The sequence below is a fragment of the Longispora urticae genome, from assembly GCF_053902585.1.
In genome coordinates, this window is the sequence record NZ_JAQZSH010000012.1 from 103,605 (window position 1) to 116,782 (window position 13,178).

General features: G+C 72.3%; 7 protein-coding genes and 24 tRNA genes. All 31 read right to left on the reverse strand.

The window, feature by feature from the left end:
* Positions 1-89: 89 nt before the first annotated feature.
* On the reverse strand, positions 90-428 hold the full coding sequence (locus tag PT931_RS06740) for a hypothetical protein (protein ID WP_456244820.1): 339 nt from the start codon (positions 426-428) through the stop codon (positions 90-92).
* Between the two features lie 206 nt (positions 429-634).
* Positions 635-708 (reverse strand) — tRNA-Arg (locus PT931_RS06745).
* Positions 709-797: 89 nt separating this feature from the next.
* Positions 798-871: transfer RNA gene (locus tag PT931_RS06750), tRNA-His, on the reverse strand.
* Positions 872-907: 36 nt separating this feature from the next.
* A tRNA-Val gene (locus PT931_RS06755) sits at positions 908-979 on the reverse strand.
* A 10-nt stretch (positions 980-989) separates the two neighbouring features.
* A tRNA-Ser gene (locus PT931_RS06760) sits at positions 990-1,072 on the reverse strand.
* A gap of 12 nt (positions 1,073-1,084) precedes the next feature.
* Positions 1,085-1,160, reverse strand: a tRNA-Asn gene (locus PT931_RS06765).
* Between the two features lie 5 nt (positions 1,161-1,165).
* A tRNA-Glu gene (locus PT931_RS06770) sits at positions 1,166-1,242 on the reverse strand.
* A gap of 17 nt (positions 1,243-1,259) precedes the next feature.
* Positions 1,260-1,332: transfer RNA gene (locus PT931_RS06775), tRNA-Val, on the reverse strand.
* Positions 1,333-1,377: 45 nt separating this feature from the next.
* Positions 1,378-1,455 (reverse strand) — tRNA-Met (locus PT931_RS06780).
* A tRNA-Gly gene (locus tag PT931_RS06785) sits at positions 1,455-1,529 on the reverse strand. The genes PT931_RS06780 and PT931_RS06785 overlap by 1 nt, the downstream gene beginning before the upstream one ends.
* A gap of 2 nt (positions 1,530-1,531) precedes the next feature.
* Positions 1,532-1,608: transfer RNA gene (locus tag PT931_RS06790), tRNA-Arg, on the reverse strand.
* 3 nt (positions 1,609-1,611) lie between these two features.
* Positions 1,612-1,687, reverse strand: a tRNA-Lys gene (locus tag PT931_RS06795).
* Between the two features lies 1 nt (position 1,688).
* A tRNA-OTHER gene (locus PT931_RS06800) sits at positions 1,689-1,778 on the reverse strand.
* Positions 1,779-1,786: 8 nt separating this feature from the next.
* Positions 1,787-1,858 (reverse strand) — tRNA-Arg (locus PT931_RS06805).
* A gap of 5 nt (positions 1,859-1,863) precedes the next feature.
* Positions 1,864-1,936: transfer RNA gene (locus tag PT931_RS06810), tRNA-Ile, on the reverse strand.
* Positions 1,937-1,950: 14 nt separating this feature from the next.
* Positions 1,951-2,026: transfer RNA gene (locus PT931_RS06815), tRNA-Asp, on the reverse strand.
* A 94-nt stretch (positions 2,027-2,120) separates the two neighbouring features.
* Positions 2,121-2,193, reverse strand: a tRNA-Leu gene (locus PT931_RS06820).
* Positions 2,194-2,196: 3 nt separating this feature from the next.
* Positions 2,197-2,269, reverse strand: a tRNA-Thr gene (locus PT931_RS06825).
* A 5-nt stretch (positions 2,270-2,274) separates the two neighbouring features.
* Positions 2,275-2,348, reverse strand: a tRNA-Leu gene (locus PT931_RS06830).
* Positions 2,349-2,382: 34 nt separating this feature from the next.
* Positions 2,383-2,459, reverse strand: a tRNA-Gln gene (locus PT931_RS06835).
* Positions 2,460-2,661: 202 nt separating this feature from the next.
* Positions 2,662-2,732: transfer RNA gene (locus PT931_RS06840), tRNA-Gly, on the reverse strand.
* A gap of 12 nt (positions 2,733-2,744) precedes the next feature.
* Positions 2,745-2,816 (reverse strand) — tRNA-Glu (locus PT931_RS06845).
* Between the two features lie 11 nt (positions 2,817-2,827).
* Positions 2,828-2,900, reverse strand: a tRNA-Ala gene (locus PT931_RS06850).
* Between the two features lie 38 nt (positions 2,901-2,938).
* Positions 2,939-3,010 (reverse strand) — tRNA-Pro (locus tag PT931_RS06855).
* A gap of 133 nt (positions 3,011-3,143) precedes the next feature.
* Positions 3,144-3,219: transfer RNA gene (locus tag PT931_RS06860), tRNA-Trp, on the reverse strand.
* Between the two features lie 77 nt (positions 3,220-3,296).
* On the reverse strand, positions 3,297-3,485 hold the full coding sequence (locus PT931_RS06865; protein WP_456244821.1) for a hypothetical protein: 189 nt from the start codon (positions 3,483-3,485) through the stop codon (positions 3,297-3,299).
* A 238-nt stretch (positions 3,486-3,723) separates the two neighbouring features.
* Positions 3,724-5,175 carry an argininosuccinate synthase gene (gene argG / locus PT931_RS06870; protein ID WP_456244822.1) on the reverse strand — a complete coding sequence of 484 codons (1,452 nt, stop codon included), beginning with the start codon at positions 5,173-5,175 and terminating at the stop codon, positions 3,724-3,726.
* A gap of 104 nt (positions 5,176-5,279) precedes the next feature.
* Positions 5,280-6,497, reverse strand: a complete 1,218-nt coding sequence (locus PT931_RS06875; RefSeq protein ID WP_456244823.1) for a vWA domain-containing protein — start codon at positions 6,495-6,497, stop codon at positions 5,280-5,282.
* Complete coding sequence (locus PT931_RS06880; RefSeq protein WP_456244860.1) at positions 6,494-7,687, reverse strand: AAA family ATPase; 1,194 nt, start codon at positions 7,685-7,687, stop codon at positions 6,494-6,496. The genes PT931_RS06875 and PT931_RS06880 overlap by 4 nt, the downstream gene beginning before the upstream one ends.
* A 434-nt stretch (positions 7,688-8,121) precedes the next feature.
* Entirely contained in the window at positions 8,122-9,639 is a 1,518-nt protein-coding gene (locus tag PT931_RS06885) for a hypothetical protein (RefSeq protein ID WP_456244824.1), read from the reverse strand.
* 49 nt (positions 9,640-9,688) lie between these two features.
* Entirely contained in the window at positions 9,689-13,159 is a 3,471-nt protein-coding gene (locus PT931_RS06890; protein ID WP_456244825.1) for a hypothetical protein, read from the reverse strand.
* Positions 13,160-13,178: the final 19 nt, after the last annotated feature.

Sequence of the window (13,178 nt, forward strand, 5' to 3'; positions counted from 1 at the left end):
GTCCGGGACCGGACCGCACGCCCGCAGGAGCGCGAGGAACCACACGGGTACCGGCTCGGTGTCGTGTCCCACGACCATCCCCGCCGTCCTCATGACGCGTCCGCCCATCGGGTCGAGCCGGCCCGGCGCGCGCCGTCCTGCTCTGCCAGCGCGGCCCACCGCCGCCACCAGGATCGCAGATCCCGCCCGGCCGGGTCGAGCACGATGCCGTGGCTGTTCGCGTGCGCGACGCAGGCGGTGCCGAAACTGTGGACCAACGAACAGCCCACCGCGGTCCGGCGCCTCCGGTGGAGAATGTCGGTCGTGGTGCTCGGGGCGTGGGCCCCGCGCCCCGACCGGGCGAGGTCGCGGCAGGATGGGCGGCCCGTGCGCACGTGCAGGCGGCGCGGTCGCGCGCGCAGCGGGTTCGGGCCGGCGGGAACTCCCATGTGAATCTTCCTCTCGGTGCGGCTCGTACTGACACCGAGTCGCCCGAGGCCCTGATATCCGTCGGTTCCGAGAAATTCTCCTCGGCCGCGCGCGAAGTAGTGTGTGGTCGCGGGTCCCGGTGACGATCCGGGCGCTCCAGTCTTATGAGGACCGGCTGAGTCCCAGCGCTCCCCCGCGGTCGAGCGTTCCACAGCGGATGGCGACGTACCCCCGGCAGGATTCGAACCTGCGACCTTCCGGCTCGGAACCGGACACTCTCCTCCGCTGAGCTACGAGGGTATGGTGCGCGCCCCTGGTGCCGACCCAGGTCTGCCCGAAGGCGGCGGGGTTACAGCCCGCTGGACGTGCCGCCGTCCACGACGCGCTCAGGGTGTCCACGGGGAGTCGAACCCACGTCCGCCGGAGTCACAGACCGGCGTGCTTCCCTTACACCACGGACACCATGGCGTGCCGGGCCCGGAGTCCGGTCCCGGCGACGTACCCGCGGAGGGTGTCGAACCCCCGGCCCCCTCGTTGTAAGCGAGGTGCTCTTCCGTTGAGCTACGCGGGCATGCCCTGCGCGGAGGAGGTGGGATTCGAACCCACGACGCGCGAACGCGTCCGCCCTTTCCAGGGGCGGTTCCGAAGCCGGGCCGGCTCCTCCAGGTCACAGTTGCTCCGGTACCAGGACTCGAACCTGGAGTTGTCGCTGGTTAACAGCCAGCCGCCTCTACCAGTTCGGCCATACCGGATCGAGCGGCGTAGACGGGAGTCGAACCCGCACGATGACGCGGCTTGAAAGGCCGCCGACTCTACCTGTTCGTCCACTACGCCAGCGCCCCGCGGGGCCGTGCTCCAGCCCGGAGTCGAACCGGGGACCACCGCCATGTCGGGACGGCGCTCTACCAGCTGAGCTACCGGAGCGGGTACCCGCCGGGGCGGGACGTGCCTGCCCGCCGGGGCGGGACGTGGTTGCAGGGGCCGGATTCGAACCGACGACCTCGGGATTATGAGACCCGCGAGCACTCCGAGCTGCTCCACCCTGCTGGTGCCGCCCGTAGGAATCGAACCCACGCAGTCCGGAGCGGAAGTCCGGAGCCCGGCCATCGGGCGCGAGCGGCATTGGTCCCCCGCCCAGGACTCGAACCTGGAGCCTTCGCCTTAGAAGGGCGCCGCTCTCATCCATTGAGCTAGCGGGGGACGTGGTACGCCGTCGGGGACTCGAACCCCGGACATGCTGATTAAGAGTCAGCAGCTCTACCAGCTGAGCTAACGGCGCATGGCGGAAGCTGAAGGAGTCGAACCCTCGGGACCCCTCGGCCCCGGCCCGGTTTTCAAGACCGGTCGCCCACCGCTGGGCGCCAGCTTCCTGACAACGCACCCCGACCAGGAATCGAACCTGGGCCTCCGGCTTCGTAGACCGGCGCTCTGTCCGCTGAGCTATCAGGGCATGGGTCCCGCCTCCAGGAGTCGAACCTGGCAGAGCCGCTTCATCAGAGCGGTGCCGTCACCAGCTGGCTCAGGCGGGATGAGGGTGTTGCGCGCCCGGGACCGGATTCGAACCGGCGACCCCTCGCTCGACAGGCGAGTGCTCTGGACCAGGCTGAGCTACCAGGGCGTGTACTTCGCGTGGACCGACTCGGTGTCGAACCGAGGGGGCGCTCCTTGCAAGGGAGCACTGCGCACCGGCGCCCAGCCCCACATCTGTTGCGTACCCGGGAGAGGATTCGAACCTCCAACACACGCGGTCTGAGCGCGCGGCCTCTTCCGTTGGGCTACCCGGGCATGAGCCAACGGTCGGACTCGAAGCGACTACCTCCTGTTTACAAGACAGGTGCAGATCCTGTTCTGCTTCGCTGGCGTGCGTACCTTCGGCGGGAGTCGAACCCGCAACATCCAAGCTCTCGACCTGGCGCCTCTGCCTGTTGGGCCACGAAGGTGCGACCCGTGCCCGGCGACTGACCGGGCTCGGGCTGGCTCCTGCGGAAGGATTCGAACCCCCACTTCCCGGTTCAGAGCCGGGCGTCGCTACCTGGTTAGACGACGCAGGAAAGACACCCGGCGGGCGTGATGGTTCCCGCCGGGTGCTCAGCGCGCGATGAGCGAGCCCCACCCGGCGCCTGAGGCGTCCCGGGCAGGATCATCCGCGCTTCGGAGGGAGTCCGGTCGGCCCCGCGGTGGTCGCACCGCGAGCGGGCGGACACGGAGTTCTCCCTGGAGTTGGCGCCGCCCCGGGCCGGGGCGGATCCGTCGAGCTGCTGCCGGGATTCGAACCCGGGTCTCCGCGTTGGCAACGCGGCACACTCCCCCTGTGCTACAGCGGCATGAGCCCTCGGTAGCCGATCCGGGACTCGAACCCGGTCCTCCGCTGTGAGAGAGCGGTGACGCTACCCATGGTCGAATCGGCCTCGTCCGTGCGTGGACCCGTCGGGACTCGAACCCGAAACCACCCGCCAGCCAGACGGGAGCGCCACCGGTTGCGCCACAGGCCCTGGAGTGGTGGAGTACCCCCCGGCGCTCCACCACCTCGTCTGGGACCACGGAGTCGAACCGCGTGTCTCCCGCTTCCAAAGCGGGCGGATTTCCGTCTTCCTCGTCCCAGAAATGATGCCCGCACACTGTCGACGATTATTGTCTCGAGGCGTGCGGGACTTTCCGGCGCACGCAATGCGCGCCGGTATTCATGCCATCCGCTGTGGAATTCTCAAGAAACAATTCGCCGTGGGGTACGGCAATGGCACGGGCGGCAGGAATCGAACCTGCGACCGCCAGTTTTGGAGGCTGGTGCTCTTCCGATTGAGCTACACCCGTCCGCTGGAACGCGGAGGTGGGGAAAGAGAAAACCGCCCTGTCCTGGTGGACGGGCGGCGGCGGTAGCACTGGATGCGCTACGCCTGCCACCTGCCCGTTTCCAGGTACGGCTTCGGGTGGAGGTGCCCGAGGGGTCGGTTGGACATGTGCATGACGGCCTCGCCCGTGTGCACGGCGGCATTGCCCGCGAGCACGGCGACCGCGCCCGATCGCACAGCGATACCGCGCAGTGCGGTGTGCTGCCAGATGGTGGTGGCCTGCAACATTGTCTTCCCCTCCTTCGGTTCGTGTCTCTCTCAGTGCTGTGACAACCATAGGTCACGCCCGTGGGCGTCGCAATGCTTTTCCGAGCCGCGATTCCGGTGACGTCCTTCACGCGTGCTTTCGGCGCCGAATGCGTTGGGGTGGAAAGGATCCGTCGCGCCCGGACTTTGCCGGCGACCCGCGGATACGGAAAACCGCCGCCCGGCGACTGACCGGGCGGCGGTTTCGTTGTGCGTGGGGCTAGTCCGTGCCGGACTCCATGGCGGCGGCGTCGAGCAGTTCGTCGTTGTCGCCGGCCCGGCCCCGGGAGGCGATCGCCCGCGCGCCACCCTCCGGCATCGCGCCGATCAGCCCGGTCGAGGCCGGTTCCGCGGCGCCGATCAGGGCCGGGTGCGGCTGGCCGCCGACCATGCCGAGCCGGGCGTACTGCTCCAGCTTCGCGCGGGAGTCGGCGATGTCGAGGTTGCGCATGGTGAGCTGGCCGATCCGGTCCAGCGGGCCGAACGCGGAGTCCTCGGTGCGTTCCATCGACAGCTTGTCCGGGTGGTAGCTGAACGCGGGGCCGGCGGTGTCGATGATCGAGTAGTCGTCGCCGCGCCGGAGCCGGAGGGTGACCTCGCCGGTGATCGCGGAGCCGACCCAGCGCTGGAGGGACTCGCGGAGCATGAGAGCCTGGGGGTCGAGCCAGCGGCCCTCGTACATCAGGCGGCCGAGGCGCCGGCCCTCGTTGTGGTACGCGGCGACGGTGTCCTCGTTGTGGATCGCGTTGACGAGCCGCTCGTAGGCCGCGTACAGCAGGGCCATGCCGGGGGCCTCGTAGATGCCGCGGCTCTTGGCCTCGATCACCCGGTTCTCGATCTGGTCGCACATGCCCAGCCCGTGCCGGCCGCCGATCGCATTGGCCTCCAGCACCAGGTCCACGGCGGAGGCGAACTCCTTGCCGTTGATGGCCACCGGCCGGCCCTGTACGAAGCTGACCGTGACGTCCTCGGTGGCGATCTCGACGGCCGGGTCCCAGAACCGCACGCCCATGATGGGCTCGACGAGTTCGATGCCGACGTCGAGCTGTTCGAGGGACTTGGCCTCGTGGGTCGCGCCCCAGATGTTGGCGTCGGTGGAGTAGGCCTTCTCGGTGCTGTGCCGGTAGGGCAGGTCCCGGGCGAGCAGCCACTCGGACATCTCGGTCCGGCCGCCCAGCTCGGTGACGAAGTCGGCGTCCAGCCACGGCTTGTAGATCCGCAGGGACGGGTTGGCGAGCAGCCCGTACCGGTAGAAGCGCTCGATGTCGTTGCCCTTGTAGGTGGAGCCGTCGCCCCAGATCTGCACGCCGTCCTCGAGCATGGCGCGGACCAGCAGGGTGCCGGTCACGGCCCGGCCGAGCGGGGTGGTGTTGAAGTACGTCCGGCCGCCGGAGCGGATGTGGAACGCCCCGCAGGCCAGCGCCGCGAGGCCCTCCTCGACGAGCGCGGCCCGGCAGTCGACGAGCCGGGCGATCTCGGCGCCGTAGGCCTCGGCGCGGCCGGGGATGGTGTCCATGTCCGGCTCGTCGTACTGGCCGATGTCGGCGGTGTAGGTGCAGGGGATCGCGCCCTTCTCGCGCATCCACGCGACGGCGACGGAGGTGTCGAGACCCCCGGAGAAGGCGATTCCGACACGTTCACCAACAGGCAGAGACCCCAGCACCTTAGACATGGTAGAAGTATGCATCATGCTGCATGACCATGCAAATTCGCCCGATCGATGGGTACTTTCATCCCCATTCTTCCCTATCGGGGCCGGGTTCGCCGGGCACCCGGTCAGCCGATGGTGACCACCCGCGCCCAGTCCGGCGGCGTGTCCGGCACGTAGTCCGGGTCCCACTCCCGGACGTTCCCGTGCCGCTGGAACAGCCCCACCACGGTGCGGCACGCGGGCCGCCGGGCCGGCCAGGGCGTCTGCCCGTCGGTCAGCACCACGACCACGTCGGGGCGGGGGTTGGCGCGCAGCGCGGCGGCGAACCCCTCCCGCAGGTCCGTGCCGCCGCCACCCAGCAGCGTGATGCCCTCGGCACGGCACAGCGGTTCCGCGACATTGCTGGCGGCGTCGCACGACACCACGCTCACCAGGTCGCGCCGGCCGCCCACGCTCCGGGAGATCGCCGCGACCTCCAGGAGCGCGCTGCCCAGTTCGGCGTCGCTCACCGAACGGGACGTGTCGATGACCACGCAGACCCGGGGCGGCCGGCGGCGCAGGCTCGGCAGGACGACCCCGGGCAGGCCGGCGGCCCGGCGCGCGGGCCTGCCGTAGGTGTAGTCCTCCCCCACGCCCGCCCCGGTGGCGGCCGAGCGGACGGCGGCGCCGAGCAGGTCCCGCCACGGCTGCGGCGGATGGAACGCCTGCTCCGCCCACCGCCGCCACCCCCGCGGGACGCTGCCCGGATGGCCGATCACGCCCTGGGCCACCCGGAAGCGGACCGCGTCGCGTTCCTGCGCGCTGAGGCCGTGCGCGCCGTCGGGGCCCAGGTCCCAGTCGCGTTCGCCCCCGTCGGCGCCGCTGCCGCAGTCCAGCCAGGCCAGGTGCGCGGTGACCGCGCCGAGCCGGAACTGGCGCAGGTAGTCCTCCATCAGTTCGCCCGCGGCCAGCCTGAGGTCCCGCGGCTGGACGGCGCCCTCGGGGCGGGGCAGCCCGTCGCCGTACACGTCGTCGTTGATCTCGCAGTCCGCGGCGATGTTCATCCGCAGCCGTTCACCGGGCCCGGTCAACCCGTGCTCCAGCGCGAACCGGTCCCCGCGCCCGTGGTGGTCGCGCAGCAGGTGCGACACCTCGTGCACCCACACCCCGGCCAGTTCCTCCACCGGGGTGCGGTCCACGAACCCCGGTGACACGTAGCAGCGCCAGTGCCGGTCCACGGCCATCGTCGGCACCCGGCGCGACTCGACCACCTTCAGGGCGAAGAGCGCGGTCGCCAGGTACGGCCGGACCCGGGTGGCGTACAGCCGCGCGGCGTAGAGCTTCTCGCGGTCCAGCGTCGTCACCGGCCCGCCCCGACCTCGTACCGCGCGTCGGCGTGGTCCGCCAGCCGGGTCAGGGACACCGCGCCCGCCAGCCGTTCGATCGACGCCGGGAGTTCCCAGTCGTCGAGCCGCAACGAGGCGAGCGTGGCGGCCGGTACGACCACCAGGTCCGGGGCCCCGGTCTCCAGCGCCAGCACGAGCACGGCCCACGCCGCGTCCCACCGGGACCGTTCGGGTCGGCGGCGCACCGCCTCGACCACGCCGTCGAGGACCGCCTGGCGCAGGTCGCCCCGCTCGGGCAGCACCGCCGACGCCGGGTCCGCCAGCAGGTCCTCGGGGTCCGGGAGGTCCAGGCGGTCCAGGCTGGCCAGCAGTTCCAGCCCCGGACCGTCCCCGACCACGCCCCGGACCAGCATCGACAACACCTCCCTGCCCACCCCCGCCGCGGTGGCGAACGCCGTGAGGCGCAGCGCCATCTCCCAACTGCGGGGCGAGGGCCAGGGTCCGCCCCGGCGGGCCTCGCTGCCCGGCAACTGGTGCACGAGCGCCGGGCGCGCGGCCAGGATCCCGCACACCGCCCGCCGCGCGAACGCCACCGCACCGGTCAGCCGCCCGGGGTCGAGGGTGGGCAGCACCGCCCGGGGCCAGACCCCGCCGAGCCCGCGCACGACGACCTCCTGATCGCAGACCCATTGCAGGTGTACGAACCGGTTGGCCAGCGGCGCGCTCAGCTCCCAGCCGTCGGCGGCCGAGGAGCGCGGGTTGGCGGCGGCCACGATCCGCACGCCCGGCGGCAGGGTCAGGGCGCCGATCCGGCGTTCGAGCACCAGGCGCAGCAGGGCGGCCTGCACGGCGGGCGGGGCGGTGGACAGCTCGTCCAGGAAGAGCAGCCCCCGGCCGGCCCGCACCAGGCGCACCGCCCAGTCCGGCGGGGCCATCGGGACGCCCTGCACGGCGGGGTCGTCGCCGACCACCGGCAGTCCGGAGAAGTCGGACGGCTCGTGCACGCTGGCGATGACCGTGGTCAGCGGGAGGTCGAGTACCTCGGCGAGCTGGGTGAGGGCCGCGGTCTTGCCGATGCCGGGCTCGCCCCACAGCAGTACCGGCAGGTCGGCGGCCACGGCGAGGGTCAGCGCCTCCAGTTGGGTGTCGGGGCGCAGTTCGGTGGTGGTGTCGCGGAGGAGGGCGAGGAGGTCGGCGGCGGTGTCCATCGGGCGGGCGGGGTGCGGGTCCTTCGAGGAGCGGGGATCCGGCGCGGCGGACACGACCGTCAGCCGGCGGGGCTCGGCAGTGGAGGGCGCGGTCCGCGACGGGTGGGATTCGGCCGGGGTGGGCGTGGGCCGAATCGGATGGGATTCGGCCGGGCCGGACGCGGACCGAAGCGAATCGGAAGCCGCCGGGCCGGACGCGGACCGCGGTGAGTGGGAATCGGCCGGGGTTGGTGCGGACCGAAGCGGGTGGGAATCGGTCCGGGTCGGTGCGGACCGTGGCAGGTGGGTCTCGGCCCGGGTGGGGGCGTCAGTGGTGGGCGGGGTGGAGACAGACATGGGTGATCACCTTGGAGGTCGGGGCCGCACGGCGGCGGAGGGCAGGGTCGTGGTCGCCACGTCCGATGGCGGGGTGGCGGGGTGCGCGGGCGCTGGGGTCAGCGGGTTGAGGTGCGGCGCTTCCTCAGCCGCGGCGTGCGGCGTAGCTCGGGGGTGATCCGGGGTGATCCGGCGGCGAGCCCGGCCCGGTAGAGCGCGTGGGTGGCCTGTCGTCGCGCCGCCAGGTCGAGTTCGTCGCGCAGGGCGCCGTCGCGGAGTACCGCCTCGGGGCCCAGCAGGTTCTCGAGCACGGCGAGCGCCCCCGTGGCGTCGCCGTGGTCCAGACGGGCCCGGATGTCCGGGAGGCACTCCGGGTGCCGGTTCACCGCGTCGATGGCGCGCAGGCACGGCACCGGCGGGCCGCCCAGCGCGACCAGGAGCTCCTCGCGGTGCAGCTCGGCCGGATCGTGGTCGAGCGGGACGAGCGCGCCGTCGACGAAGCCGATCCGGTGCCGGGCTCCGCGACACTCGACGACGCGCGGACCGGTGGAAGCCGTGGCCCGCCCCGGACCGGCCGGACGGGAGCCCGGCACGAGTGCCGCCGCGACCAGGGGGTGCAGGAGATCGGGTCCGATCAGTCCGGCGCGCAGCAGCGCCAGGTCGGGGGGCACCCAGGTCGCCGCGTCCGGCAGTACCGGCCAGGATGTGGTCTGGCCCCTGGCCGGGGCGGCCGTGATCCGTGGCGGGTGCGTGTCGGCCACGTGCAGCAGGAGCCGCTGATGGCGGGAGAGGCGCACGGCGACCGTGCCGGTGTCCCGGCCCTGCGAGCGCAGCAGGATCGTCGCCTCGTCCGCCCAGCGGTGCACGGCGCAGCCTGTCCCCGCGGGGACCAGGCCTGCGGACAGCGGGCCCGCGGAGTCCGTGCCCACAGACCCGAGGCCTGCGGAGTCCGGGCCCACAGGGTCACAGCCTGCGAATTCCAGGCCCGCATGGTCACAGCTTGCGGAGTCCAGGCCCGCAGGGTCACGGCCTGCGATGCCAAGGCCTACGAGGTCACGGCGCGCGGGATCAAAGCCCTCGGGGTCAAGGGCGCCGGACGGTCGCACGCCGGACCGGGACCGGAGCTCGCCCGCCCGGTGCGCGTCCCACAGGTGGCGGTGCAGGTCGAGCCGGTACCGCCGGTCGGGGTGGGGATGCGGGTGCAGGCCGGCACCGGCGGTGGGCCGGGAGGCGTCCCAGAGGGCGAGGCTGACGCGCTGCCCCGCGTCGGCCCAGGCCGGAGGCGTCCGCACGACGAGGTGCACCGCGCCGTCCGGCGGGTAGCGGGTGAGGGACACGGTCAGGCCCGGGCGCAGCAGTCCGTCGGGGGCGATCCTCGGCAGGTGCCAGCGCAACAGGTCGGGGGCCAACAGGCGGAGATCGACGCGCACCAGGTCGGCGAACTCCCGGCCGTACGTCCGGGTGGTGGCCGGCAGGTCCACATCGACGTCGACGCGGGCGGCCGTGCACGCGCCGGCCCAGTCGCCCGCGGTGCGGCGGGCGGTCGCGGATTCGATCATCGACGGCGGGACGGCGAACTCGCGCACGCGCCGCCAGTACTGGAGTCGGGACTCCCCGTACACGGTCAAGGTGTGCATCAGCACTCACCTTGCGCGGACGGGACCCCCGATCTGTTCGAGAAGATGCTCATCGCCGGGAGCGTACAGCATCCCGGCCGGCGGCATCAGCCCCGTCGCCCGGCCTGGTCGGCACGGCGCGCATCGCCCGCGCGTAGACGTCGCGGAGTTCCGGGCGGGTCTCGGTGTCCGCGAGGTAGACGATGAGTTGTCGCGCGTGCCGGTATCGCGCGTCCGCCGCGTGGCGGAATCCCGGGTCGTCGCTCGCGGCCATCTTCCGGGGCAGATAGCCGGCGAGGAACACCGCCCTGACGAACGCGAACGCGCGGTACACCTGCCACAGGTCGTCGTCGCCGAACGGGTGCGGCTCTCCGACGAGCGCCAGTTCGTCCAGGTAGGCGCGGCACAGACCGAGTCGCCGCTCACGCGTCCCGTCCTCCGGCGGAAGCAGGGCGTGGTCCTCGATGAGCTGCACGGCCTCGTACAGCAGCGGGTGGCGCGGGTGATCCTCGAAGTCCAGGGCCGTCACCCCGCCGCTCGGGGTGACCAGCCAGTTCTCGGCGTGGCCGTCCCTGCCGGGCATGGCGATCGGCACGGGGGGCGCGTGCAGGGTCCACGCGGACGCCAGGCCGGTCGGGTCGCCGATACCGGCGCGCGCGCCGAACCGCTCCACGACCCTCGCGACCTGCCCGAGCGCACGGCCGTCATGATCCGCCGACCCGCCGCCCTGCGAGCAGTGGATCCGGGCCAGGAAGCGGAGCGCGCGTTCCGACGCCTCGAACAGGGCCGGGCCGCGGCGGCGAGCGGCGGTCAACTCCGCCAGACTGCGACCGAGGGCCCGGCGGGTCACGTAGGCGCTGTTCACCGTCACGCCGTCCAGGACCGTCGTGGGGATGTCGACCGCGTCGACGACCACCGGCAGCTGCATCCAGTGCGGAGCGCCCGAGGAACGCAGGTAGTGATCGAGCGACGTCGTCCGCGCGGCCTCCGCCGTCGCGAGCTCCCGGGAGGTCGGCTTGATCACCAGCGACACGGACAGGAGCCGGTGCGGGTCGTCCAGCACGAACGTCTGGGACCTGCCGCCGAGTACGTGCTGCTGGAACTGTCGGTTGCGCGCGGCGCGGTTCGCCACCTCGGCGCGCAGGGTGGTCGGTTCGGGCTCGAGGAACATCCGGGTCAGCTGGTCGTCGAGCGCGGGTTCGGCCGAGGCGATCGCGGAGATCTCACGCTGCCCGGCCACATCGCGGAGGTCGAGCAGCTGCACCATCGGCCACGGCCAGGCCCGGTCGGTGGCAGCGGCCTGCCAGGCGAACCCGACCGCGGCCACGAAGTCCGCGGGGTCGTGCCGGAGCTCCCACAGCGCCCGGTGGCTCGCCGCGCTCACGCTCCAGTTCTCCCGGCTGGCGACGCCGGGCAGCCCGGCCGCCCGCGCTCTCGCCTTGTGCGCCAACGCGATCTGGAAGGACGCGGGCGAGTTCGTCTCGCGTCCGTGGCGGTAGTGCGCGTCACCGAGCAGGCCGAACATCGCCTCGGATTCGTTGCCCGCGGCCGCCGACCGCTCCAACCATGTGATCGACCCGGCCAGGGCACTCGAGGCGCGGGTGAACGAATGCAGGCGGAGAAACGCCTCCCCGAGGTAGCTCGCGGTTTCCCGCACCGGCAACACGTACTGGCTCTCGGCCTCCGCGTCCAGGTCGCTGTCGCCGGCGACTCCCGGCGCCGGACGCGGGACGTCGGCGGCGGAGTCCACCTGTGGCACGTCCTCGCGATCCCACAGTCGGGTCAGGCAGTCGACGCACTCGGCGAGCAACCGTTGCGACTCGGGCGGATCCGTGTAGCGCAGCGACTTCGCGTAGTGGAGTGCCGCCAGGCCCAGCGCCCACCACAGCTCCGGCGACGGTTCCCCGTCGGGCGGCATCGCGCTCCGGAAGGCGGAGTACGCCCCGCGCAGCCATGCGTGCCTGGTGGTGGTCGAGTCCGCCTGGTCCTGGGCCGCGTCGTCCGGTACCTGCGTCAGCATCGCGCTTCCGAGATGCGCGCACAGCCGGCCGATGCGTTCGTGCAGCCAGCGGGCGATCGCGTCCTCGCGGGCGTGGTCGACCGCGTACCGCAGCCGGTCCACGACGGCCGCGATCCGGTCGCGGTCGGCAGCGGACTGATCACCGGCGTAGACGAGTCGTACGGCGGCCCCGACCATCGGCCACAGGGTCACGCGAATGTCCGGCGGTAGCGCCGACAAGCCGTCCAGGTGGACCCGGAGCGCGACGGCGTCCACCTCCGCCCCGGTCAGGAGCATGACGCCCAACGCCAGCCCGTGACGCAACGCCGCGAGGCCCACGCACAGCTGTTCCGGCACCTGTTCCGGCTCGGCCAGACAGTAGAGATGGCCCTCGGTGGCGAGTGCCAGGGCCTCGTCGAGCTGTCGATCGCGGCGCAGCTCCCGGGCCCGCTGGAGCAACGCCGCAGGCAGAGCCAGACCTCTCAGCTTCGCCCCCGGCGTACCGCAGTACCGCAGGTCGGCTATGGCCTCGTCGAGAATCCCCGTTTGCGGCTGGCCGAGAAGTCGATGGATCCAGGCGATCCGTTGCCGGGCGACACCGCGCTTCGCCCGGACCAGACCGTCCGGGAGATCACCGCCGGCGGGGAAAAGCAGCGCTTCGGTGTAGAGGCCCACCGCCTCGGTGTAGCGGGCCAGGGCACCAGCGGCCGACGCCAGGCCCGCGGTGTCGACCAGGGTTCGTTCGGACTCACCGTCGCTCACCGCGTCGGCGGCCAGCGTCGCGCCGAGCGCCACCCCCTGCGACGTGCGCAGGTCCCCGAGGGACGCGAGCCATTCGCGCCCCTTGGCACCGTGCCCCAGGGCCACGGCGACGACCTGCTCGGCCTCGTCCGACACGTCGTGCCCCAGGTCCAGGAGGCGCTTCAGCGCTTCGATCCGGTAGCAGAAGTGTTCGTTCGAGTTGTCGCCGAACTCGAACGCCACGGCGAAGTCGGCGACCGCGCGGAGGAGCAGTGGATCGGGCTCGTCGCTCTTCCGCGCGAGCACCAGTCCCGCGACCGCCCGCTGGCCGCGCCAGATTCTGGCCCGCCGGCCACGCAGCCAGCCCGCCTGCGGCTCGACGACGTCCCAGGCGGCGAAGGACTCGGCCAGGCAGCCCCGGACCTGATCGTCCGTACCGCCCGAGGCCAGCAGCTGCCGGTGCTGGTCGTAACACGTCCCGGCCAACCTGATGTTGATCTCGAGCCAGGTGCCGCGCCAGTTCAGTCCCTCGGGCAGGTGGGCGGCTGCCAGCCCGGGCGCGCGGGTCGCCGCGTGATGGACCGCGAGCACGGTGACAAGGTCGGACTCCGGTTCGTTGAGACCCCGGTCGAGCAGCGCCTGCCACACCGCGCCCAGCACCACGGGAGCGCTGTCCCGGTCGAAGAGGCCCGCGAAGGAGGCGGGCGCCAGGCGGGCGGCCGCCCGATCGACGAGCTCGACGGTCAGGTCCACGCCGATCGCGGTCAGCCGGTCCCGGATCTCGTCGAGATAGTCCGCCATCTCACCGCACCGTCGGGCT